This is a genomic window from Acidimicrobiales bacterium (genome assembly GCA_035630295.1).
Classification (GTDB): domain Bacteria; phylum Actinomycetota; class Acidimicrobiia; order Acidimicrobiales; family Iamiaceae; genus Iamia.
In genome coordinates, this window is record DASQKY010000049.1 from 1 (window position 1) to 22781 (window position 22781).

Sequence of the window (22781 nt, forward strand, 5' to 3'; positions counted from 1 at the left end):
CGTGGCCGGCGGCGGGGCCCTGGCCGGCGACTTCTGGCCCGCCTCCTCGATCAAGGTGCTGGCCGCCCTGGGCGCCCTCGAGTTCGCTGCGTCCCTCGGGTTCACCGGGGCCGCGACCGTGTCGCTGGATACCGGGTACGCGGCCACCCTCCGGGAGATCTACCAGTCCGCGGTCACCAACAGCGACAACTTCGACTACGACGTCCTGATCGTCATCGCCGGCTTCGACCGGCTCAACACCGACTTCTTGAGCCCGGCCAACGGGTTTCCCAGCACCGTGATCCAGCGGTCGTACGCCGGCATCGACGTGCGGTGGTCGCCCGAGATGACCTTCGAGGAGGGCGGCCGCACCGTCGTCGTCCCCGCCCGGGAGGGTGTGGGCGAGTACGAGTGCCCGGACGAGGGCAACTGCTCCAACCTGTTCGAGATGTCGGAGGCGGTCCGCCGGCTGGTGCTCGACCGGTCGCTTCCCGCCGAGGAGCGTTTCGCCATCGGCCCGGACGACGTGCAGGCCCTCGTGGAGGCTCTGGCCGGCACCGGCAGCTTCTTCGCCCCGGGGGTCGAGAAGGCGGTGGGTCCAGGGGCGACGGTGCTGAGCAAGCCGGGGGTGGCGGCCGGCTTGGCCTGCGTCGACACCGCGGTGGTGACCGCGCCCACCGGCGACCGCTACCTGCTCAGCGCGGCCATCCCCGACGGCGATTACGACGAGGAGTGCGGGGGACTCTCCGACCTGGCGGCCGCCGTGCTGCCCCTTCTCGCGAGGCAGTAGCCCCGGGACCGCGTCTTTGGCTGTCTCTGGCGGGGGGTACGGTGACTCCGTGGCCGATCAGGCGACCTTTGCGGACCAGGCGATGGAGCACATGGGCTCCCTCTACACGGCCGCCCTGCGGATGACCCGCAACCCCTCCGACGCCGAAGACCTGGTGCAGGAGACCTACCTGAAGGCCTACCGGGGCTTCGGCGGGTTCCAGGAGGGCACCAACCTCAAGGCCTGGCTCTACCGCATCCTCACCAACACCTTCATCAACACCTACCGGTCGAAGAAGCGCCGCCCCGAAGAGACCGAGCTCGACGACCTCGAGAACCTCTACATGTACAAGCGCCTGGCCGGGGCGGAGGGTGCCGCGGCCGGCCGCAGCGCGGAAGACGAGGTCCTCGACCACATCACCGAGACCGAGGTCAAGGAGGCCATCGAGGCGCTGCCCGAGCAGTTCCGCATGGCCGTGCTCCTCGGCGACGTCGAAGGTTTTTCGTACAAGGAGATCGCCGAGATCCTCGACATCCCCATCGGCACGGTCATGAGCCGCCTGCACCGGGGAAGAAGCCGCCTCCAGAAGTCGTTGTACGACTTCGCACGCACCCGGGGCCTGGCGGACGAGACCACCGACCCCGATGCCCCACCCCGCCGCCAGCCCGAACGGGCCCGCTGACCCGAGACGCCATGGACGACTGCAACGACGCCCTTCACGAGCTCTACGAGTACCTCGACGGTGAGCTCACCGATGGCCGGCGCGAGATCATCGCCCAGCACCTCACCGCCTGCGGCGAGTGCTTCGAGGCCTTCGACTTCCAGGCCGAGCTGCGGCAGGTCATCGCCCACAAGTGTCGGGACGAGGTCCCGGACTCGCTGAAGTCCCGGGTGGCTCAGCTGATCGACGGGGACGCCTGACCGTGCCCCGGGCCCGCAACAAGGCCAACGGCCCCCGCCGGGAGCCGGTCGGGGGCCGCACCTGCTCCGAGCCGGGCTGCGAGACCCGCCTCTCGGTCTACAACGACGCCGAGCACTGCTCGTTGCACCACCCGGCCGAGCTCCTCCGCACCCGTGGTCGCCACATCGCCTGACCGGGATCGGGCCGTCCCGGCCCGATTCGGCTGGCCCTCCGGTCACCCCTAGGATCGTCCCCATGTCGCTGGCAGCAGTCGTCTGGACCCACTGGTTGGTCGTCGGCTTGACCGTGGGCGTCGTCCTGGCCACCGTCGCCGTCGTCGTCGGCTACTTCCGGTCCGTCGTCCGGCCCAAGTACCCACCCCGCGGTTCGCGGCAGGCCTGAGCGAGCGCCGGGCCGTGGCCGAGACCGCCGTCGACTGGGGCCTGGCCGAGCGGGTGGCCGTCCGGGCCGCCGGCTCCGACCCGTTCTTCCGCTCGTACCACGCCGACTCGCTGGCCGCCGACTTCGACGAGCTGACGGCCCGGGCCGAGGAGCAGGTGGCGGCGGCCACCGGGCTGCACAGCCTGGCCGGCCCGGCCCGCGCCCGGGTCGACGACCGGGCGGCGTGGATCCGGGCCAACATCGCCTCGTTCCAGCGCCTGCTCCGACCCGTCACCAACCGGCTGGAGGAGACGGTGGGCTCCGGCCTCCTGGCTCCCGTGGCCCGGCGGGCGGCCGGGGCCGAGGTGGGGGCCCTGCTGGGGTGGATGTCCACCCGGGTGCTGGGCCAGTACGACCTGCTGGTCATCGAGGACGAGGACCCTCACGACCAGGACCTGGTCCACTACGTGGGCACCAACGTCCTGGCCCTGGAGAAGAAGTTCGGCTTCCCGCCCCGGGAGTTCCGGCACTGGCTGGCCCTCCACGAGGTCACCCACCGGATGCAGTTCACCGGCATCCCGTGGATGCGCGAGCACTTCCTGGGCCTGGTCGACGGCATGGTGTCGGTGGTCGACGACGACCCCAAGGAGCTGCTGGCCGCCGTCACCCGGGCCGTCGATGAGATCCGCAAGGGCCGCAACCCCCTCGACGAGGGGGGCATCGCCGCCCTGGTCGGCACGCCGGCCCAGCGGGAGCTGCTGGAGCACATCGGCGGGCTGATGAGCCTGCTCGAGGGCCACGGCGACGTCACCATGGACCGGGCCGGGGCCGACCAGATCCCCAACGCCGACCGCTTCGGGCAGGTGCTGCGCCAGCGCCGGCAACAGGCCAACCCCATCGTGAAGCTGGTCCAGAAGCTGATCGGCTTCGAGGCCAAGCTCAAGCAGTACGAGCAGGGCGAGCGCTTCATCGAGGCCGTCGAGAAGGCGGGCGGGCCGGCCCAGCTCGACCGGGCCTGGGAGGACGCGGCCAACCTGCCCACCATGACCGAGATCCGCGACCCCCAGGCCTGGCTGGACCGGGTCGGGGTCGCCGCTCCCGCCGCCTGACCGCTCGGCCCTGGTGAGGGCGGTGCTCGGTTCGGGGGGCGAGCCTGCCGTGGGCGACCTGGTCGGCCGGTGCACGTTCCCGGCGGTGGGGGCGGAGGTGACCGCGGCGGTGTCGGGCGGGGCCGACTCGCTGGCCCTGCTGGTGCTGGCCTGCGCCGCCGGGTGCCGGGTGACGGCGGTGCACGTGGACCACGGGCTGCGCCCCGGCTCGGCGGCCGAGGCCGATGTGGTGGCCGAGGCCGCCCGCCGCTACGGGGCCGGCTTCCGGGCCGAGGCGGTGGAGGTGGCCCCGGGCTCCAACCTGGAGGCCCGGGCCCGGGCCGCCCGCTGGTCGGTGCTGCCGGCCGACGCCTGCACCGGCCACACCCTGGACGATCGGGCCGAGACGGTGCTGGTCAACCTCCTGCGGGGGGCGGGCTCCACGGGCCTGGGGGCCCTGCGTCCCGGCCCCCGGCACCCGATCCTGGCCCTACGGCGGGCCGAGACCAGAGCCCTGTGCGCGTCCGAGGGCCTGGACCCGGTGGAGGACGCCACCAACGACGACCCCCGCTTCGTCCGCAACCGGGTCCGCCACGAGGTCCTGCCCCTGCTGGCCGAGGTGGCGGGCCGCGACCTGGTGCCGGTCCTGGCCCGCCAGGCCGAGCTGCTGGCCGACGACGCCGACCTGATCGACGCGCTGGCCGCCGAGCTCGACCCCACCGACGCCAGGGCCCTGGCCGCCGCTCCTGTGCCCCTGGCCCGCGCCGCCCTGCGGGCCTGGCTGCGACCGGCTGGCGGCGGCCACCCCCCCTCGGCGGCGGCGGTGGAGCGCGTGCGGTCGGTGGCCGCCGGCGAGGTGGTGGCCACCGAGCTGCCTGGCGGCTGGCGGGTCTCGCGCTCGGCCGGCCGCCTCCGGCTCGACCCCCCGCCGCCCTGAGCCGGCCACGGCCGACGACCGGAGCCCCGCGCCTGGCGGCCCTCGCTGTCCCGGGACGTTCTCGGCCCGGTTCTGCACCCCTGCGGTCCGAGACCGTGCCGAGAACGCGGGCGGCCGGTTCCGGAGCCGGCCGCCCGCACCACCCCCCCGGTGCGGAACGGCCGACCCGCGCGCCGGCACTCACTCGGCGCCGAGAGCATAGTGCTACTCATCAGTCTGTCGATCTATCAGTAGCGAAGACTGATCATGGGCCCGATGGAGGGACACCTGCAACGTGTGGTGGGGGCGAACCTGCGGGCCATCCGGAGGCGCACCGGGCTGTCGCAGGAGCGGATGGCCGAGCGCCTCGACTGGCACCGCACCTACGTCGGCGGCGTCGAGCGGGGCGAGCGGAACCTGACCCTGCGCAGCGTCGAGCGCCTGGCCGACCTCCTCGAGGTCGACCCCCTCGACCTCCTCAGCGAAGGCCGCGGCCTCGACGACTAGGTCATCTCGCCGGGGACAACCTCCCCGCCGAGCACAACTAGGCGAGGGTGAGGTGGGCCGGGCCGTGGCGCACCTCACCGATCACGGCCCACCCCTGGTCCCGGAGGCGCTCGGCGTCCCGGGGAGGGACGGCGGCCAGCAGGCCGCCGCTGGTCTGGGGGTCGTGGGCCAGGGCCTCGACGGCGGGATCGAGGTGCGGGCCCACGTCCACGTGGTCCTGGTGGGCCTCCCGGTTGCGGGCGTCGCCGCCGGTGCGGACGCCCCGGGCCGCAGCGGCGTGGGCGCCGGGCAACAGGGGCAGGGCCCCGGCCTCGAGGTGGAGGGCCAGGGCGCTGCGGTCGGCGACCTCCCAGGCGTGGCCCAGCAGGCCGTATCCGGTCACGTCGGTGCAGGCGTGGGGACCGGCCCCGCCGTCGATCGCCGCCAGTTGGGCCGCGGCCGCCCGGTTGAGGGTCCGCATGGACACAACCGCGGCGCCCACGGCCACCGGTTCGCCGCCGGCCAGGGCGATGCCGGTGCCCAGCGGCTTGGACAGCACCAGCGCGTCGCCGGCCCGGGCCCGGCCCTTGGTCCACACTCGCTGCGGGTGGACGAGGCCCTGGACCGCCAGGCCGAAGATGGGCTCCGGGTTGCGGATGGTGTGGCCGCCGGCCACCACGCCCCCGGCGGCCCGCACCGTCTCGGACGCCCCGTCGAGGATGGCGGCGATGGCGTCGGTGGGCAGCTCCTCGGGGAAGGCGGCCAAGTTCAGGGCCAAGCGGACCTCGCCGCCCATGGCGAAGACGTCGGAGCAGGCGTTGGCCGCGGCCACCGCCCCGAAGTCGTGGGGGTCGTCGACCAGCGGTGGGAAGAAGTCGGTCGTGCTGACCAGGGCCAGGTCGTCGGTGAGGCGGTAGACGGCGGCGTCGTCGGAGGGGGCCAGCCCGATCAGCAACGGATCGGCGGCCGCCCCGTCGCCCAGGCCGGCCACCAGCGCCCGCAGCGGCGCCGCCCCCCACTTGGCCGCGCACCCCCCGCAGGTGGTCCACTCGGTCAGGCGCACCGGCGAGACGGCGGGGGTGGGCACGGCCGCGGACCCTACCGGTGGCAGCGAGCGCCGGACCGGCGGGCGCGGTCGTAGCATCCCGCCGGTGGAGAGCCGCCCGCCGTCGGTCGACGCCCTGGCCCGCACCCTGGCCGACGTGGGGTTGCCGCACCCGTTGCTGGTCGACGCGGCCCGGGCCGCCATCGCCGCTGGCGACCCGGCCTCGGCCCGGCCCCGGGCCGAGGCCCGCCGGCGAGCCCTGCTGGGGCCGGTGGTCAACGCCACCGGGGTGCTCCTCCACACCAACCTGGGCCGGGCCCCGCTGGGCACCGCCGCCGTCCCCGAGGCGGCGACGAACCTGGAGCTGGACCTGGCCACCGGGCACCGAGGCTCGCGCCGAACCCACGCCGGGGCGCTGCTGGCCCGGGCGGCGGGGGCCGAGGCCGGGCTGGTGGTCAACAACGGGGCGGCCGCCGTCCTCCTGGTGCTGGCCGCCCTGGCCGCCGGGGAGGAGGTGGCCGTGTCGCGGGGCGAGCTGGTGGAGATCGGCGGGGGCTTCCGCATCCCCGAGGTCATGGCCCAGTCCGGGGCCCGCCTCCGGGAGGTGGGGACCACCAACCGCACCCGGCGGGCCGACTACGCCGCCGCCCCGGCCCCGGCCCTGATCCTCAAGGTCCACCGCTCCAACTACCGCGTCACCGGCTTCGTGGAGGACGCCTCGGTGGGCGAGCTGGCCGACCTCGGCCCGCCGGTGGCGGTCGACCTCGGCTCCGGTCTGCTCGACGCCGCCTGCCCGTGGCTGCCCGGCGGCCCGCCGCCGTGGCTGGCCGACGAGCCGGCCGTCCGCCAGACCCTGGCCGCCGGCGCCGCCCTGGCCACCTTCTCGGGCGACAAGCTCCTGGGCGGACCTCAGGCCGGGGTGATCGTGGGCCGGGCCGACCTGGTCGAGCGGTGCGCGACCCACCCCCTCTACCGGGCCCTGCGCCCCGGCGGGCTGGTGCTCGGTGCCCTCCAGGACGTGGCTCTGGCCTACCTGGACCGGCGGGCCGGCGACCTGCCGTTCTGGCGCATGGCCACCCTCGAGCCCGACGCCTTGCACACCAGGGCGGTGGCCCTCGGGGTGGGACGGCCGGTGCGGTGCGCGTCGGTGGCCGGAGGCGGCACGCTGCCCGGGGTGGAGATCCCGTCGGCCGGCATCGCCCTGCCTGGCGACGTCACCGGCGCCCTGCGGGACCACCCGGCCCGACCGGTGATCGCCCGGGTGGCCGACGGTTGCACCGTGCTCGACCTGCGCACCGTCGACCCGGCCGACGACTCGATGGTGGCCGAGGCGGCACGGGCCGCGTCGCCCACCCGCTCGACCGCATCGCCCGGCGGCCCCGCCGCGTCGTCCGGTGGCCCCGCCGCACCGCCGGGCATCCCGGTGGCCCGGCCCGATGTCCCGGCGGCCACCGCCGGCTCACCGGTGCCCGACCCTGCGGCGGGGCCGGCCCCCTCCCGCTGATGGCCGGCGTCCGGTCGTTGCTGGTCGCCACCGCCGGCCACGTCGACCACGGCAAGTCGACCGTCGTCCGTCACCTCACCGGCCGCGACCCCGACCGCCTGGCCGAGGAGCAGCGGCGGGGCCTCACCATCGACCTGGGCTTCGCCGTGGCCGCCCTGCCGTCGGGGGCCGAGGTCAGCATCGTCGACGTCCCCGGCCACGCCCGCTACCTGTCGACCATGGTGGCCGGGGTGGGCGCGGTGCGGGCCGCCCTGCTGGTGGTCAGCGCGGTGGAGGGGTGGCGGGCCCAGAGCGAGGAGCACCTCCGCGTCGTGGACCTGCTGGGCGTGCCCGACGGCGTGGTGGTGCTCACCCGGTCCGAGGCCGCCGGCCGCCAGCGGGGGGCCGAGGTGGAGGCCGAGGTGCGCCGGCGGGTGGAGGGCACGGTCCTGGCCGGGGCCGAGGTGGTGGCCGTCGACCTCCCCGCCGGGCACGGCCACGACACCCTCCTGGCCGCCCTGGAGCGCCTGGTGGCCCGGGCCGCGCCGGCCGTCGACCGGGGCCGGCCCCGGCTGTGGGTCGACCGCTGCTTCACCGTGGCCGGAGCGGGCACGGTCGTCACCGGCTCGCTGGCCGACGGCCCCCTGGTCGTGGGGGCCACCGTCGAGATGGGCGGCGAGGCTTTCTCCCACCCGGGCCGCATCCGCGGCCTCGAGGTCCACGGGCGAGCCGTCGAGCGGGCCGATCCCGGCCACAGGGTGGCGGTCAACCTGGCCGGCGTGGGCCGGGGCGACATCGGCCGGGGGGCGGTGGTGGTCGAGCCCGGGCGCTGGCTCCGCACCCGCACCGTGGACGTGGCCCTCAGCCTGCTGCCGCGATCCGGGCCGGTGCGGTCGGGCCGGGGGGCGCACCTGTTGGCCGTGGGCACCTCGGAGCAGGCGGTGCACCTGCGGGTCCTGGGCGGTGGGACCATCCAGCCCGGCACCACCGCCGGGGCCCGCCTCCGCTTCGAGCGGGCTCTGCCGTTGCTGCCCGGCGACCGGTTCGTGCTGCGCGACACCGGGCGGGCAGCGACCGCCGGGGGAGGGGTGGTGCTCGACGTCGACCCGGTGCTGCCCGCCGCCCGGGCCGCTCCCGACCTCGACCCCCTCCGGGTGGTGGCCGAGCGGGGGTGGGTGGCCGTCACCGACCTGGAGCGCCGCACCGGGGCCCCGGTGCCGGCCACGGTGGAGGGGTGGGTGGCGTCGCCCGAGGCGTGGGCCTCGGCGCGGGCCCGGCTCGCCTCGGCCGTGGCCGGAGCCGGGCCCCTGGGCTTGGCCCTCGACAGCCTCGACGAGCGCGATCGCCTGGTGCTGGCCGCGTTGGAGGGCATGTCGGTGGAGGGCGGGAGGGCCCGCCCGGCGGGGGCGGAGGCCCTCGACAGCCCGTACCTCCGGGCCCTGCGGGCCGACCCGTTCCGGCCCCCGAGCCCGGCCGAGCACGGCTGCCCGCCCGAGGAGCTGCGGGCCCTGCGGAGCGCCGGCCTGGCCGTGCACCACGACGGCACCTGGTTCGCGGCCGACGCTGCGGACCGGGCCGCCGCGGTGGTGGCCGGCCTGCTGGCCGATCACCCGGAGGGGGTGACGGTGGCCCAGGCGCGCGATGCGCTGGGCACCACCCGCCGTTGGGTGCTGCCCCTGCTGGCCCTGCTCGACGGGAGGGGGGTGACCCGCCGGCGGGGGGCGGTGCGGGTCGGCGGGCCCCGCCTCCCGGGCCCCGGACCCGGGCCGGGCGGGGAGGGCGGCGGGTAGGGTCCCGCTCGGAGGTGTCCGAGCACCTGGTGGGCTCCGCCGCCTTCAAAGCGGTCGGGACGGGCGCACCCCGTCCGGCGGGTTCGATTCCCGTCCACCTCCGCCATCCAGCCCCCGTCGTCGGGCTGCCGGCTCGCGGCCGACCGTCCCCGCTACTCGTCGGAAGGGTAAGCCGATGTCGCCCGGGCCCGGCCCGAGGTCGCGCACGAACCGCAACCGTCGGTCTGGTAGGACCGGGAACCCCCGGGATCGCACCGGGGGACACTGGAGGTGGCGTGGATTTCTCCTCGAGGCGGTTCCTGCGTCGGCGCCGGGCCTGGCCGGTCGCTCTACCCTTTTCAGGGGTGACGGGGTGACGCTGATCGGTGCCGCCGTGCAGCTCGGCGCGGCCGCCGTCCTGCTCGTGGCGGCGGCGGCCAAGCTGGCCGTGCCCCGGGAGATCACGGCCACCCTCACCGCCCTGGGCCTCCGGCCCGTGGCCGTGCTGCGGGTGGCGCTCCCGCTGGCCGAGCTGGCCGCGGCCGTGGCCCTGGCCGTGGCGCCGGCCGCCCCGGCCACGCGGATCGGCCTGGGGGCCATGGGCCTGGCCTTCGCCGCCGTCGGCCTCCGGGTCCACCGCCGCGGTGAGGTCGTGGCCTGCGCCTGCTTCGGTGGCCGGCACGGTCGGGCCCTCGGGCTCCGCCAGGTCGCGGCTCTCCCGGCGTGGGCCGCCGCCGCCGTCCTGCCCGCCGCGCTGCGCACGCCGCTGGCCGGCGAGGACGGGCTGCGGGCTCTGCTCGTCGTGGCCCTGGCCACCGCCGTGGGGGCGGCGGTGCCGTTGGGGGCCATGATCCGGCAGAACCGGGCCTACATGGCCGTGGTGGCCCGATGACGGTCGCGCCGCCGTCCATCGGGCCACCACGACGGCCGCGCCTGGGGACCGCGGGGGCAGCTCTGGTGGCCCTGGCGCTGGTGGCCCCGGCGGCCGGGTGCTCCGGCGGCGGGCCGGAGCGACCCTCCGGGGGGTGTGACGACCGGGTGGAGCCCAGCGTCGCGGTGCCCGGTGCCCTGCGGGCCCGGCTGGCCGCCCACGACATCACGTCGGTGGTGGGGGAGGGGATGGTGTGGTTCATCGCTCCCGCGTCGGCCACCTGGTCCGAGGTGGTGCAGTCCGAGGGTGGCCGGCGGTCGGCCAAGCTGCCGCTGTGGGTCGACCGCGACGGCCCGCTGCCCACCTTCACCGTCCGGCTGGCCGACGGCTCGGGGCCCCGGGGCTCGATGTCGGCCCACCCGACCGCCGATGGCCTCCCGGGGCCGGTGCCGGCCACCGCGACCTTCCCCGAGGCCGGCTGCTGGGCCGTCGAGGCGTCGGTAGACGGCGACGTGGCCCGCATCACGGTGGACGCCCGATGAGCAGCCGTCCCGGGGCCTCCCCGCGCACGGCAGGCAACCCGCCCTGTGGTTTCCTGCGGGGACAGGGACCTGGTGGCGGGAACCTCGGCGCGAGCCTCAGACTGTCGACCCATGAGTAGCGGAGGCAGGCAGGATGCCGGCTGTGGAAGGTGAGCTGCAACACATCCTGGGCCGGAACCTGCGGGCCACCCGGAAGCGCATGGGCCTCTCCCAGGAGGGCCTGGCCGAACGGCTCGACTGGCACCGCACCTACGTGGGCAGCGTCGAGCGGGGGGAGCGCAACCTGACGCTGCGCACAGTGGAGAGGCTCTGCGAGAGCCTCGGGCTCGACCCCCTCGACCTGCTCTGGGACGCGGTGGGGCTCGGCGTGTCCCTGGGTGAGCTGGGTGTCGATCCCGCCCTCCGCCACCCCGACATCGACCACGGCCACCACCTGCCGCCCCGGTTCCACCGGAGGGACGAGGGGCCGACCGATGGCCCGGCCTGAGGCCGCCGTCGCGCACGCCGGGCAAGGGTGGATGGTGTCATCTGCCGGCACGGCCTCGCGCCGTCACTGCCCGCCCCGGGCCCGCCTGGAGGACGCCACCCGTGCCCGTTCGCTCCCCTCGCCCCCTGCCTGATCCCTCCGCCGGGACCGGCGGTGGCCCGGTGCCGCCGGCCGGCCCGTCGGCCGTGCTGGTGGACGCGGGGGTCGAGGTGGGGCGGCCCGGGCCGGCCTCGTGCGTCCCCCTCGTCGACGACGCGCTGGGCCCCCTGGTCGAGGCCGCCTACCGCCAGGTGGTGGGCCGGGCCCCGACCCGGGCCGAGAAGCTGTCCACCGTGGCCGGCCTCCAGGGCGACCCGTCCCGGGTCGCCGCCCTGGCTGAGCTCCTGGTCCGCGAGGTCGGTGCCCCGCCGTCGGCCTGGCCGTCCTCGGGCCCGGCCTGGTCGAGCTGACCTTGTCCGGTCGGAGGCCTCACCTCCCGGCCGCCGCTCCGGTCGCCCGCCCCTCCTGACGCCTCTCCCGGGAGGGCGGGCGCCGGAGGTCTCCCCGTCGTGGGCCGGTGCTGATCCGGTGGGCCGGCGCCCCCCTCGGCCGGCGCCGATGAGCCGATCGGCCCATTTGTCCTGTGGTGGAAAGGCCACGGTCGGTGGTTGTCGAACCCTGCCATCGCCCTGCACAGGGCCCGACGTGTTGGGAGGACCCCATGGCAACGCCACGCCCCGCGAGACCTCCGAGCACCTGGTCGGTGGGGCCTGCCTGGCCCTGAACCGGGCCAAGCAGCGGGGCCGGGGCCGGGCCGAGGTCCTCGACGACACCCTGCGGGCCCGCAGCGAGCAGCGCGTCCGCCGGGAGCAGGACCTGCGCCGGGCCCTGACCCGCCACGGGGAGATCGAGGTCTGGTGCAGCCGGTGATCGAGCTGTCCACCGGCCGTCCCGTGGGGGCCGAGGCCCTGGTGCGGTGGCGCCACCCCTACGCCGGGGTGCTGGAGCCCAAGGAGTTCCTGGGGGCGGCCGAGGAGACCGGCCGGCCGGCGCCCTTGGAGGCGGGGCGGGTCCGGGGCCGGACCCCGGGGGCCCAGTCGGACCTCGCTCCGGGATGAGGAGGCGTGCTCCCGGTCGGCCCGGATGGCGTGCCCGCCGGGCTGGTCCGGCCGGTCACGGTGGTGGCCCCGCCCTGACCGGGGAGCCGACCGCGGGCGGCTCAGCCGGCCGCCGGGGGGCCGACCGCGGGCGGTTCAGCCGGTCGCCGGGGGGCCGCAGCGCCGTGACCGGTGGGCCGGTGCCCCGCCGACGAGGCGCAGGTGGTCGGCCGGGTGGCGAGCGGCGCGGCGCGACGGGTGGGAGCGGGAGTCGGCCAGGACCCACCAGGTGCTCTCTCCTCGAGAGGTGGGTCGTGAGCGCGATCGACCAGAGGGGCACGGGAGCACGGGACGTCCTTTCGAGGAGGGTGACCGCCGTCCGGACCGACGGGCGGTTGCCCCGCACTCAAGCAGACCCGACCTTGCTGGCCGTTTGCTGTCCAAACATTTCTCGGGGGTGGTGGGGAGGGCTCGGGTGGCCGGCCGCGGGTGGCGCGGCGCGGCGGGCCGGACGGGCGGGCGCGGGACGGCCCGCACCCCGGGGCCGGCGAGCCGAGGTACGGGCCGGGGAAGGCGGGGACGGAGGTCGGGCCTCCGGCGGTGAACCCCGGCGCCGCGTCTCCTCAGGCGCGGCGCCGGGGGCCCCTGCCCCCCACCGTCGATCTCAGGCTCCGGCCATGACCACCAGGGCCAGCGCCCCGATCATCCGGCCGACGAGGGGGCGGCGCGGGCGCCGCCCCCCGGCCATGGACGCGGCCGTGGCCGCGGCCATCCGTTCGAACATCATTCGAAGGTCCCCCCTTGGGATCGCCGATGGAGGTGACACGCCAGCCGTACGCCTGCCGGGCGCCGGACGTGTCGGGGGGCACTCTGCGCGACTGGACATTGCCCGATCTGCGCGACGGCAGGTCCCGTCCGGAGGGCTCCGACGGCCCTCGGTAGGGTGGCCGACGGGCACCCCAGCGCGAGGAGCGAGGCATGAGCGACGAGGCCCGGAGCGACGGCGCCACCATCGAGGACTACCTCCTGGAGGACCGCACCTTCCCCCCGCCGGCGGGCTTCAAGGCCGACGCGCTGGTCACCGACGCCGAGGTCTACGACGAGGCCGAGGCCGACTGGCAGGGCTACTGGGCCCGGCAGGCCGCGGACCTCCTCACCTGGCGGCGGGACTGGGACACCGTGCTGGAGTGGGACCTGCCCTTCGCCCGCTGGTTCGTGGGCGGCCAGCTGAACGTCAGCGAGAACTGCCTCGACCGCCACGTCGAGGCCGGCCGGGGCGACCGGGTGGCCTTCCACTGGGAGGGCGAGCCCGGCGACACCCGCACCATCACCTACGCCGACCTCCTGGCCGAGGTGCAGCGCTTCGCCAACGTCCTCAAAAGCCTGGGGGTGGGCAAGGGCGACCGGGTCGCCGTCTACATGCCGATGATCCCCGAGCTGCCGGTGGCCCTGCTGGCCTGCGCCCGCATCGGCGCGCCCCACTCGGTGGTGTTCGGCGGGTTCTCGGCCGACTCGCTGGCCGACCGCATCGACGACGCCGACTGCAAGGTGGTCGTCACCGCCGACGGCGGCTGGCGGCGGGGCCAGCCCGGCCTGCTCAAGCCCACCGTGGACGTCGCCCTGGCCGCCACCTCCAGCGTGGAGGCCGTGGTGGTGGTGGACCGCATCGGGGCCTCCGGGGGCGAGGCCGCGGTGGACATGGCCGAGGGCCGCGACCACTGGTACCACGACCTCATGGCCGCGGTCGACACCGACTGCCCGGCCGAGCCCATGGACAGCGAGGACCTCCTCTACCTCCTGTACACCTCCGGCACCACCGGCAAGCCCAAGGGCATCATGCACACCTCCGGTGGCTACCTCACCCAGGTGGCCCACACCCACCGCTACGTCTTCGACCTCCACCCGGAGACCGATGTGTACTGGTGCACCGCCGATGTCGGGTGGGTCACGGGGCACAGCTACGTGGTCTACGGGCCGCTGGCCAACGGGGCCACGTCGGTGATGTACGAGGGCACGCCCGACACGCCGGGCCGGGATCGCTTCTGGGACATCGTCGAGCGCTACGGCGTGACCATCCTCTACACCGCCCCCACCGCCATCCGGACGTTCATGAAGTGGGGCACCGCCGAGCCGGCCAAGCACGACCTGTCGTCGCTGCGGCTCCTGGGCTCGGTGGGTGAGCCCATCAACCCCGAGGCGTGGGTCTGGTACCACCTGCACATCGGCGGCGAGCGCTGCCCCGTGGTCGACACCTGGTGGCAGACCGAGACCGGCGCCATCATGATCTCGCCCCTCCCGGGGGCCACCACCACCAAGCCGGGCTCGGCCACCTTCCCCCTGCCCGGCATCGGGGCCGAGCTGGTCGACAACGACGGCGCCCGGGTGGAGCGGGGCGGCGGCTACCTGACCTTGACCCGGCCGTGGCCGTCCATGCTGCGGGGCATCTACGGCGACCCCGACCGCTACCGGGAGACGTACTGGAGCCGGTTCCCGGGCCGCTACTTCGCCGGCGACGGGGCCAAGCTGGACGAGGACGGCTACCTGTGGGTGCTGGGCCGGGTCGACGACGTCATGAACATCTCGGGCCACCGCATCTCCACCACCGAGGTGGAGTCCGCCCTGGTCGACAACCCCAAGGTGGCCGAGGCGGCGGTGGTGGGGGCCAAGGACGAGACCACCGGTCAGGCCATCATCGCCTTCGTCACGCTCAAGGGTGACGTGGCCGCCTCCGAGGAGGTGGGAGCGGAGCTGCGGGAGCACGTGGCCACCAAGATCGGCAAGATCAGCCGGCCCAAGGCGGTGATCTTCACCGACGACCTGCCCAAGACCCGCTCGGGCAAGATCATGCGCCGCCTCCTGCGGGACGTGGCCGAGGGCCGGGAGCTGGGCGACACCACCACCCTGGCCGACCCCGATGTGGTGGAGGAGATCCGCACCCGGGCCGCCGCCACCCCCACCGAGGACTGACCCGGACGGCCGCCCCGGGCGAGCCCGGAGGATCGGTCCCGGAGCGCAACGTTCCGCGACCGCTCCGGGCGCGTCGGTGATCAGTCCCGGAAGTTGCCGAACTGGAGGGGGACGCCGAAGTCGCCCTCCTTGAGGGAGGTGATGACGGCTTGGAGGTCGTCGCGCTTCTTGCCGGTGACCCGGAGCTCGTCGCCCGAGGCCTGGCTCTGCACGCCCTTCAGGTTCAGGGCCTTGATGAACTTGTTGAGCTCGCGGGCCTTGTCCGAGGAGATGCCGGCGGCCAACTTCACCGTCTGGCGCACGGTGGCCCCCGAGGCGTCCTCGACGTCGCCCCAGTCGAGGCCCTTGAGCGACACCTGCCGCTTCACCATCTTCTCCTCCAGGACCTGGCGCAGGGCCCGGAGCTTGTCGGCGCTGGAGGTGGCGAGCTTGATCTCGCCGTCGCCCAGCTCGACGGAGGAGCCGGTGCCCTTGAAGTCGTAGCGGGTGGCGATCTCGCGGCTCGCCTGGTCGACCGCGTTGCGGACCTCCTGGAGGTCGAGTTCGGAGGACACGTCGAAGCTGGGCATGGCGCCACGCTACCTCCGGGCCGGGGCCGGATCGGGCTGGCTCCGACCCCGGCGGCGGGCGCTAATGTGCCCTCTCCGCACCATGGGTCGGTGCCCGAGCGGCCAAAGGGAGCAGACTGTAAATCTGCCGGCACAGCCTTCGGAGGTTCGAATCCTCCCCGGCCCACCACCATCGCTCGGGCCGTCAGCGCAGCTCCGGCAGTCACGCTCCTCGGGTGTGACGCTTGCCCGACTCGCTGACGGCTCGTAGCGTTTCCCCGCCGATCGAGGCGCCGCCGTCGGCAACGTCGTGCGTCGTCCTTCGCCGGCCCGGGCGATCGCTTCGGGAGGTGGCGGCTGAGGTCAGGGGAGCTCATGGGTCGGTGCCAGAGGAGCAGGCGGCGGGCCGCACACGTCGGGGTGCTCCTGGCCTGTGGCCTGGCCGTGGCCGACCTGGCCGGCCCCGCGGCGGCGGTGTCGCTGGCCCGGGCCCAGGAGGTCACCGATCGGGCCGTGACCCGGGAAGACACCTACGTCACCTCGGTGCCCACCGACGTGCAGCGGATGGTGGTGACGCCCGACTTCCTGGACGGCTACGCCCTGCAGCTCGGGCGCCGGACGGTACGAGCCTTCGCCCCGGCCGCCAACGTGAGCGGCAACCTGCGCATGGTGTGGTGGCCGGCGAGGGCCCCGGCGTCGGTGGACTCCGAGGCGTGCTCCACCTGGGCCCGGTGGCAGACGGCCGTGGGCCAGCCCGGCATCGCTCTGCGGGCCCGCCGGGACGGGGCCCGGGAGCGGGTCATCACCGTGACCAACAACATCCTCTTCGCCGGGCGGTGGGGGTGGAACACGCACCTGTGGGAGAAGGGTCGGCCGGCTCGCCTCATCGGCAGCGTCACCCTCCACGAGGTGTTCGGGTCCCGGCCCCAGGACGTGCCGCCGCTGCCGTGGCGGCTCTGTGCCCGGGCCGTGGGGGCGACGGTGCAGTTCAAGGCCTGGCCGCTCTCCGCGGGAGCGACCGAGCCGGCCTGGGGCGATGCCCGCTACGGGTCGTCGGTGGTGGTCCCGCCGGACTGGGTCTTCCCCGGGCGGTCGGGCTGGTACATCGGCCACCTGGCCCCGGGGGAGTGGTTCGACGGGACCGAGCTGGGGAGCTGGGCCCTGCGGGAGACCAGGGGCGACACCTACGGCCGGGCCATGGAGGCGTGGGCCGAGGGCCTGTACCCGCTGCTGTTCGGCCGGCCGTCCGACGGGGGCCACGGCTACTGGGCCGACCAGGCCATGGGCCGGGGCGTGGAGTGGGCGGTGGCGGCCATGGGCACCACGCCCGAGGCCCGGGCCCGCACCGTGACCGACGTGTACCAGCAGGTGCTCCACCGGGCTCCGGACGCTGGCGGCCTCGCCTACTGGACCGAGCGGCTCCGCACCCGTCCCGACGTCGAGGCGCTCATCCTGGCCGTGGTGATGGAGGGCGAGTTCAGCGGCGCCCGTGACGACCGGGCCTTCGTCACCGACCTCTACGACCGCATCCTGGGCCGACCCGCGGAGCCGGCCGGGGTCGACCACTGGGTCGGACAGCTGGCCCGAGGTGTGGCCCGGGTCAGGGTGGCGTCCCTCTTCGTGCGCTCCCCCGAGAACCGGGTGTCGACCGTGCGACAGGTCCACCAGGAGGTGGTGGGCCGGCCGCCGACCGAGTCCGAGCTGGCCTGGTGGGGCGAGCGCTTCCGGGCGTTGGGCCTCAACCGCCTCCGCCTCCGGTCCGCCCTCGCCGCCTCCCTCGCCCCCCGTCCGCCCGCCACCTGATCGGTTGCCGCCGCACCGGTGGTCAGCGCAGCGCGGGTCGGTGCGATGCGCCTGCGGACCATCCCAAGTGCCTCCGATCGGCGCCCCCTGCCGTCGAGGGGAAGTGGCCGGGTCAGATCGGGTCGAGGGCGCCGAACCGGGCCAGCCAGCGGCCGATGTCGGCGGTGACGATCCGGCCGTCGGCCGGCGGCGCGCCCTCGGCCCGGGCCACCTTCTGGTTCACCCGCTCGATGGCCTTGCGGGCCGAGTCCCGGGACCGGCCCAGCCGGCGGGCAGCCTCGCCGTGGCTGCGAGGGGCCAGGGCCTGGGGCCGGGGGAGGAGGGAGAAGTCCGAGTAGTAGGCCAGCACCACGTCGAGCTCGAGGGGCGTGAGCTCGAGCGGTGGGGGCCCCACCAGGTCGGTCGTGAGGTCGTCGACGTCCAGCCCTTCGTCGTCGCCGTCGTCGGTGTTGCCGGCGGCAGCGGCGGGAGGGCCCTGACCGGGGATCCCGGTGTCTTCGGCCCGGGCGTGGCCGCCGGTGTCCTCACCGGCGGCGGTAGGGCCTGGACCGGGGTCCCGGTGTCTTCGGCCGGGGCCGGGTCGCCGGTGCTCGCCGGAGCCGGTCCGGTGGCGGGGACTCGGACACCGGTGGCGACGCCGGGCCCGCGGTGGTCGTCGGTCTCGCACACGATGTGGGCCGGGGCCCCGGGCCCGCCGATGGCGAAGCACCAGCGGTGGCGCACCGGGACCCACGGGCGGCCGGGTTCGATGGGCACCTCCTCGTAACCCGGCTCGTAGACGTGGAGGAGGCCGGGCCGGGCGCTGAGGTTGAGGGTGCTCCACCGCGTGCCGTCCCAGCGCAGCTCGGCGTGGACCCGCGACACGGTCCACCGGCCTCCGATGCGCTGGTGCCCGACCCGCACGTCGTTCTCGACCCCCCGCCCGATGCGCACGACGCCGTCACGGTCGTGCTCCGAGGCCCAGGGCCCGGGATCCACCCGCAGCCGCAACGTCATCGCCCGGACCTCGTAGCGCCGCCCGCCGCTCCAGATGACATGCGTCGCCTGGCGAGCCCTCCGGACCTCCTCATGCCGCCCACCGCGGAGGTCGTGTGCCGTCCGGCGAGTTCCCCAGGCTCGGGATTGCCGCCGATCGTCCCATCGACCCCAGGGCAGCCGGGGCAGTGATCACTCACGATTTCTTCGGCTCCGGACGCGTCGGGGGGCGCGGGCGCCGGCGAAGGAGCAGCACCGGTCTCGGTGGCTAGCCGGACGTGGGTCACGCCCCGGAGGATGCCAGGCGGCGGAGCACGACGGCGGTGACGTCGTCGCGGCTGCCGGCCGACACCGCCTCGGCCGCCAGGGTGGCGGCCGCATCCTGGGCGGTGGGCGCGGCCCTGACCAGAGCACCGATGCGGGTGGCGCTCAGAGCGTCGGCCACGCCGTCGGAGGCCAGCACCAGCGCGTCGCCCACGCCGAGGTCCACCTCGGTCACGTCGGGCTGGTCGCCGTCCTGGCCGCCGACGACCCGGGTGACGAACCGTCGGGTGGGGTGGCTGGCTGCCTCATCCGGTGTGAGGGTGCCCGACCGCAGCAGGTCGCCGGCCAGGGTGTGGTCGTCGGTGACCTGCCGGCACGCCTCGGTCGTCACGTACCAGGCCGGCGAGTCCCCCACGTGCCCGATGGTCCATCCTTCGTCGCCAGGGCCCGGCTCGGCCACAGGTGCGTCGGAGGCCACCGCCACGACGAGGGTGGCGGCCATGCCGGCGACGCGTGGATCGGCGGCCTGACCCGCCATGACCGCGGCGTGAGCGGCCCGGAAGGCGGCCCGCACCGAGGCCCGATCTCCAGGCGAACCGGTCAGCACTGCGATGGCCGCATCGACGGCCAGCGTCGAGGCCCGGGCCCCGCCGGCGTGGCCGCCGACACCATCGCTGACCACAGCCCACCCGTCACCGGTGGCGGCCCGGTCCTGGTTCTCCCCGTGCGCGCCGGCCCGGGTGGCCGTGCCCACGTCGAGGGAGGGAACCGGGGCCGGCGGTGCGCTCGGACGACCTCGTCGACGGGTCCGGCCGTGGAGGGAACGGAGCATGCTCCATGGGTACCGCTCGATCCGCCGCCCCGAAAGGGCCATTTCTGGCCCCCGGGTTCGTCCGTCCGGGCCGGGGTCAGTCGGCGGGGGTGAGGGCCGGCGTCAGCCGGTCGACGAACTCGGCGATGTCGGCGTTGAGGTTGTGGCGCACCAGGGCGTAGCCCCCGATGACGTCGGCCCCCTTGGCCTCGACCTCGGCCACCAGCTTGGAGAGGGTCTGGCCCGGGTCGACGGCGTAGGTGCAGTAGACGACGGCCTTCTTGCCGGCGAGGGAGGGGAGGCCCCGCAGCTTGCGGCGCCCGGCCGGCTTCTGGCCCATGACGACGATGCCGTCGGTCCAGGTGCCCACGATCACCAGGTCGACTTCCGCCACGGTGGCCTCGTCGACCTCGTCGATGGGGACGGGGGTGGCCTCGACGCGCAGGGCCCGCAGCTCGCTGGCGATGCGGTGGGCCGCCTTCCGGGTGGTGCCGGTGAGGCTGTTGTAGATGATGACGGCCCGCATCGCCGACCCCTTCTCGTCCGTCGCCCTCGTGCCGTCCCTGTCTAGCAGTGCCCCTCGGGGCCGGCCCACCTCCCGGTGCGTCGAGCCCGTGCTGCTCCGTCCCGGTCCCACTGTCGAGGTGGTGTCGTCGGGTCTGTCAGCCGGCGCGTCGGGTCCTAGGTGTGCGGTCGGGGTCCGCACTGCCGATGTCGGGGCGAGGCCCGCCCGGCGTCAGGCCCGTGCTGCGGTCCCGGTTCACGCCGCTGCCAGTCGGGTACGAGCGCCTCTCAGCGGGCCAACACCACACCGCGCCCGGTGCACCCAGCCTGGTCACCACCGTCTAGCTCCCCGGAGCGGTGTCGTCACCCACGGTCGGGGAGTCGGCCCGGGCCGACCCGGGCCCTGGGGGCACGGCCGAGGGTGCGGGCCGCCATCTAATGCTGGAGGTCGCTTCAGGCGGTCGTCTGCCCGGCCTGCTGATGTTCCCCGCTTCCCCGGGCCCTTTGCCTCTCAACTGGGGACGTGCCGTGCCCACCGATGGAACCGCCGGAGCCCGCCCGAGCCGGCTCGATGCCTATGCCCGCGCCCTGGCCGAGGCCAGCGGGGCGCTGGAAGCCGCCCTCACCGGCCTGGTGGGGCAGGTCGAGGCGTGGAACCGCCGGCCCTCCGACGTCGGGGGCCGCATCGACGTCGACCGGGTCCGGGCGGTGGCTCGGGCCTCGGCAGAGCTGGCGGCCCTCGACCGTTGGGTGGGGCGCGTGGGCGCCGCGTTCCGGTCGGCCGACGGACAGCACGGGACGGGCGTCCTCCCGGCCCGGGTGTTCATGGACAGGCCGGGCGGACCGGCCAGCTCAATGCGATGCGAGGTCGTGGCCCCCTGGGCGGTCCGGCGCCGGTTCCAGGTGGTGCGGGACGGCGCCGACGGGCGGGCTCGGGTGATCAGGCTGGCCCTCGACCGGCCGCCGGGGGAGCTGTCGGTGGAGCAGTGGCGCCTGGCGGTCGAGGAGCTGAGGTTGGCAGGCGGCGGCGGTCCGCTCCACGTGGTGGTGCACGGCTGGGGAACCACCACCGGGGGGGCGACGGGAGCGGGGGAGGCGAAGGCCGACCTCTACGACGGGCAGCGGGTCGAGGGGGCCACCGTGCTGGTGGTCGACTGGGACGCAGGCGGGGGCACGGACGCCGGGTGGTGGCGGGTCCCCGGCGACTTCGAGGCCGCCGAGGTGTCGGCCCACACCACCGGGGATGCTCTCGCCGGCGTGCTCACGGCCGTGGCTGCCGCCGACCCCGATGTCGAGGTGGCCGTCAGCGCCCACAGCCTGGGCAACCACGTGGCGGCCCGGGCCCTGTCGCAGATGGAGGACCCGTCAGCCCGCTTCTCGGTCGACTACCTCGCTCTCCAGCCCGCCATCCCGGCCTGGGGGCCGGTGGCCGACCCGGCCGGCTACGGCGCGTTGGCCGACTCTCGGGTGCGGCAGCTGACGGTGACCATCAACGAAGGCGACGACGCGCTCTTCTGGTACGAGGCCCAGGGCCCGGAGGCCCTGGGTGACGAGCCCTCCGACGGTGCCGGCCTCCGGGCCCTGCTGGCCCGGCGCGCCGCCGCTCACCTGCCGACCGAGGTCGTCGACCACGACAGCGCAGCCGGCGGCGGCCACCTGGGCCTCCGTCCCGGCGACGCCCAGCCCCTGGTCCGGGCTCTGGTCCAGCTCCAGGTCGACCGCGCCCACGCTGCCGCCACCGGTGGTTGAGCCGCCCTCGGGCCGCTCGTTGGTCGCCGAGTCACGGGCGCGTCGGTACCGAGTCACGCACGGGTCGGTGAGGCGAAGGATCGCTCTGGGCAGCCGAGCGGTTGGCTCGGGCCTGGGCCCGGGCGGCCTCGTCCCAGGCGGCGCGGAGGCGGCGGAGCTCGACGTCGAGGTCGTTGCCGGCCAGGGCCCTCTCGTGGGCGGCGCGTTCGGCGTCGAACGTGGCCCGGTGGGCGCCAGTCCAGTCGGTGAGAAGGACCGCCGCGTCGGCCCGGGCCGCGAGGTGGGCGCGCGCCGATCGGCGGAGGACGTGGAGGCGATGGCCCAGCATGTCGGCGGCCGCGAAGTCGAACACGACGGCGTGCGCTCCCTCCGCCGCCTCCGGCCGGGCCTCGCATCCGTCTCGCCACCCCACGGCCGTTCCTCCTGTGTCGCCGGTCGCCGTGCCGTACCCGGTCGCGGGCACCGAGCACACCTCGGCGGGGTCAGGGGAGGATGCGTTGCATGACCAGGACGTCGATCCAGCGGGAGAACTTGCGCCCCACCTCGCGCTCGACGCCGACGAGGTCGAACCCGCAGGCCCGGTGGAGGGCGACGGACGCCTCGTTGTGGTCGGCGATGCGGGCGATGACGGTGTGGAAGCCGTGGTCGGTGGCCGTGGCCACCAGCGTGTCGAGCAGGCCCCGGCCGACCCCCTGGCCCTGGTGGGAGGGATCGACGTAGACCGAGTCCTCGACCGTGGTGCGGTAGGCGGGCCGTTCCCGGTATGACGACAGCGACCCGAACCCCAGGACCGTCGGCCCCCGGGTGGCGACCAGCACGGCGTGCGCCCCCGCCCGATCGGCCAGCCAGCGTCGCTGCTCCTCGACGGTGCGGACGACCAGGTCGAACGTGTGGGTCGTCTCCACGACCTCCCGGTTGTAGATCGCCCGGAGCGCCTCGGCATCCTCCAGCGTCGCCGTCCGGATCTCCATCGGCGTCGAGCGTAGAGCGCGCTGCGTGGGCGATCGGGCCATCCAGCCCCTCGACCTTCACTCGAAGGTTAGGGAGTGACCTGGCGTGTGTCGGAGGGTCTTGCGCTTTGAAGAAGCTCCGTATGACGGAAGATGTGACATCGCGCACAGGTCGCAACCCCCTTTCGGGTCTCATGGGCAGGTCGCCATCCGCCTGGGTGGTTCGGCGGCTGCTACCGGCATTCGTACTCATCGAGAGGCAAGGCACCTATGCAACGTGTACTCAATCGGCGTCGGAGTTGGCTTGTGGCCATCGCTCTTGGCGCGTCCGCGATCGTCGCTCCGACGATCGCTCCGACCCCTGCTGGCGCTGTGAACGCTCCGCTGATCACCGAGGACGGCCTCGGGATCCGCGTT

At 75.2% G+C, this 22781-nt stretch carries 26 protein-coding genes and 2 tRNA genes; 21 read left to right on the plus strand and 7 right to left on the minus strand.

Going from position 1 to position 22781, the window contains the following annotated elements; all coding sequences use genetic code 11:
* From VEW93_13595 to VEW93_13630, 8 genes are all read left to right on the plus strand, one after another.
* Positions 1-769: serine hydrolase (locus VEW93_13595; protein ID HYI62825.1), on the plus strand; the 769-nt coding region annotated here is incomplete at its 5' end.
* A gap of 49 nt (positions 770-818) precedes the next feature.
* Entirely contained in the window at positions 819-1430 is a 612-nt protein-coding gene (locus VEW93_13600) for a sigma-70 family RNA polymerase sigma factor (GenBank protein HYI62826.1), read from the plus strand.
* A gap of 11 nt (positions 1431-1441) precedes the next feature.
* Positions 1442-1669 carry a mycothiol system anti-sigma-R factor gene (gene rsrA / locus VEW93_13605; protein HYI62827.1) on the plus strand — a complete coding sequence of 76 codons (228 nt, stop codon included), beginning with the start codon at positions 1442-1444 and terminating at the stop codon, positions 1667-1669.
* 2 nt (positions 1670-1671) lie between these two features.
* Positions 1672-1842 carry a hypothetical protein gene (locus tag VEW93_13610; protein HYI62828.1) on the plus strand — a complete coding sequence of 57 codons (171 nt, stop codon included), beginning with the start codon at positions 1672-1674 and terminating at the stop codon, positions 1840-1842.
* 62 nt (positions 1843-1904) lie between these two features.
* Entirely contained in the window at positions 1905-2051 is a 147-nt protein-coding gene (locus VEW93_13615; GenBank protein ID HYI62829.1) for a hypothetical protein, read from the plus strand.
* 14 nt (positions 2052-2065) lie between these two features.
* The gene (locus VEW93_13620; GenBank protein ID HYI62830.1) at positions 2066-3139 is read left to right on the plus strand and encodes a zinc-dependent metalloprotease; all 1074 of its coding nucleotides are present in this window, start codon (positions 2066-2068) and stop codon (positions 3137-3139) included.
* A gap of 49 nt (positions 3140-3188) precedes the next feature.
* A complete protein-coding gene (tilS, locus tag VEW93_13625) occupies positions 3189-4055 on the plus strand; it encodes a tRNA lysidine(34) synthetase TilS (protein HYI62831.1) in 867 nt (288 codons plus the stop codon).
* Between the two features lie 255 nt (positions 4056-4310).
* Positions 4311-4541: a helix-turn-helix transcriptional regulator gene (locus VEW93_13630; protein HYI62832.1), complete on the plus strand. Its 231-nt coding sequence runs from the start codon at positions 4311-4313 to the stop codon at positions 4539-4541.
* A gap of 37 nt (positions 4542-4578) precedes the next feature.
* On the opposite strand, the gene selD is transcribed toward VEW93_13630, so the two are convergent.
* Positions 4579-5607 (minus strand): selenide, water dikinase SelD, encoded by a 1029-nt coding sequence (gene selD / locus VEW93_13635; protein HYI62833.1) that lies wholly within the window; start codon positions 5605-5607, stop codon positions 4579-4581.
* Between the two features lie 64 nt (positions 5608-5671).
* Between selD and selA the strand changes: the two genes are divergently transcribed.
* From selA to acs, 10 genes are all read left to right on the plus strand, one after another.
* A complete protein-coding gene (selA, locus tag VEW93_13640; GenBank protein ID HYI62834.1) occupies positions 5672-7069 on the plus strand; it encodes an L-seryl-tRNA(Sec) selenium transferase in 1398 nt (465 codons plus the stop codon).
* Positions 7069-8838, plus strand: coding sequence for a SelB C-terminal domain-containing protein (locus tag VEW93_13645; GenBank protein ID HYI62835.1), 1770 nt, complete (start codon positions 7069-7071; stop codon positions 8836-8838). The genes selA and VEW93_13645 overlap by 1 nt, the downstream gene beginning before the upstream one ends.
* Positions 8839-8848: 10 nt before the next feature.
* Positions 8849-8944, plus strand: a tRNA-Sec gene (locus VEW93_13650).
* 246 nt (positions 8945-9190) lie between these two features.
* On the plus strand, positions 9191-9709 hold the full coding sequence (locus VEW93_13655) for a MauE/DoxX family redox-associated membrane protein (protein HYI62836.1): 519 nt from the start codon (positions 9191-9193) through the stop codon (positions 9707-9709).
* A gap of 65 nt (positions 9710-9774) precedes the next feature.
* A complete protein-coding gene (locus tag VEW93_13660) occupies positions 9775-10230 on the plus strand; it encodes a hypothetical protein (protein ID HYI62837.1) in 456 nt (151 codons plus the stop codon).
* Positions 10231-10372: 142 nt separating this feature from the next.
* A complete protein-coding gene (locus VEW93_13665; protein ID HYI62838.1) occupies positions 10373-10717 on the plus strand; it encodes a helix-turn-helix transcriptional regulator in 345 nt (114 codons plus the stop codon).
* Between the two features lie 101 nt (positions 10718-10818).
* Positions 10819-11166: a hypothetical protein gene (locus VEW93_13670; protein ID HYI62839.1), complete on the plus strand. Its 348-nt coding sequence runs from the start codon at positions 10819-10821 to the stop codon at positions 11164-11166.
* Between the two features lie 235 nt (positions 11167-11401).
* Positions 11402-11626, plus strand: a complete 225-nt coding sequence (locus tag VEW93_13675) for a hypothetical protein (protein HYI62840.1) — start codon at positions 11402-11404, stop codon at positions 11624-11626.
* On the plus strand, positions 11623-11814 hold the full coding sequence (locus VEW93_13680; GenBank protein HYI62841.1) for an EAL domain-containing protein: 192 nt from the start codon (positions 11623-11625) through the stop codon (positions 11812-11814). The genes VEW93_13675 and VEW93_13680 overlap by 4 nt, the downstream gene beginning before the upstream one ends.
* A 957-nt stretch (positions 11815-12771) precedes the next feature.
* Positions 12772-14760: an acetate--CoA ligase gene (gene acs, locus VEW93_13685; GenBank protein ID HYI62842.1), complete on the plus strand. Its 1989-nt coding sequence runs from the start codon at positions 12772-12774 to the stop codon at positions 14758-14760.
* Between the two features lie 80 nt (positions 14761-14840).
* Here the strand turns inward: acs and VEW93_13690 are convergent, their stop codons facing one another.
* Complete coding sequence (locus VEW93_13690) at positions 14841-15329, minus strand: YajQ family cyclic di-GMP-binding protein (protein ID HYI62843.1); 489 nt, start codon at positions 15327-15329, stop codon at positions 14841-14843.
* An 84-nt stretch (positions 15330-15413) separates the two neighbouring features.
* On the opposite strand from VEW93_13690, the gene VEW93_13695 reads away from it, so the two are divergent.
* Both VEW93_13695 and VEW93_13700 read left to right on the plus strand, forming a co-directional pair.
* Positions 15414-15498: transfer RNA gene (locus tag VEW93_13695), tRNA-Tyr, on the plus strand.
* Positions 15499-15728: 230 nt separating this feature from the next.
* Positions 15729-17111 carry a DUF4214 domain-containing protein gene (locus VEW93_13700; GenBank protein HYI62844.1) on the plus strand — a complete coding sequence of 461 codons (1383 nt, stop codon included), beginning with the start codon at positions 15729-15731 and terminating at the stop codon, positions 17109-17111.
* 112 nt (positions 17112-17223) lie between these two features.
* On the opposite strand, the gene VEW93_13705 is transcribed toward VEW93_13700, so the two are convergent.
* The 3 genes from VEW93_13705 to VEW93_13715 form a co-directional block, all read right to left on the minus strand.
* The gene (locus tag VEW93_13705) at positions 17224-17505 is read right to left on the minus strand and encodes a hypothetical protein (protein ID HYI62845.1); all 282 of its coding nucleotides are present in this window, start codon (positions 17503-17505) and stop codon (positions 17224-17226) included.
* A gap of 864 nt (positions 17506-18369) precedes the next feature.
* A complete protein-coding gene (locus VEW93_13710) occupies positions 18370-19104 on the minus strand; it encodes a protein phosphatase 2C domain-containing protein (protein HYI62846.1) in 735 nt (244 codons plus the stop codon).
* 154 nt (positions 19105-19258) lie between these two features.
* Complete coding sequence (locus VEW93_13715; protein ID HYI62847.1) at positions 19259-19687, minus strand: flavodoxin family protein; 429 nt, start codon at positions 19685-19687, stop codon at positions 19259-19261.
* Between the two features lie 506 nt (positions 19688-20193).
* Between VEW93_13715 and VEW93_13720 the strand changes: the two genes are divergently transcribed.
* A complete protein-coding gene (locus VEW93_13720; GenBank protein ID HYI62848.1) occupies positions 20194-21414 on the plus strand; it encodes an alpha/beta hydrolase in 1221 nt (406 codons plus the stop codon).
* A 31-nt stretch (positions 21415-21445) separates the two neighbouring features.
* Here VEW93_13720 and VEW93_13725 read toward each other — a convergent pair whose 3' ends face one another.
* Together VEW93_13725 and VEW93_13730 are read right to left on the minus strand one after the other, a co-directional pair.
* Positions 21446-21766: a hypothetical protein gene (locus VEW93_13725; protein HYI62849.1), complete on the minus strand. Its 321-nt coding sequence runs from the start codon at positions 21764-21766 to the stop codon at positions 21446-21448.
* 130 nt (positions 21767-21896) lie between these two features.
* On the minus strand, positions 21897-22385 hold the full coding sequence (locus tag VEW93_13730; GenBank protein ID HYI62850.1) for a GNAT family N-acetyltransferase: 489 nt from the start codon (positions 22383-22385) through the stop codon (positions 21897-21899).
* Between the last annotated feature and the right edge of the window lie 396 nt (positions 22386-22781).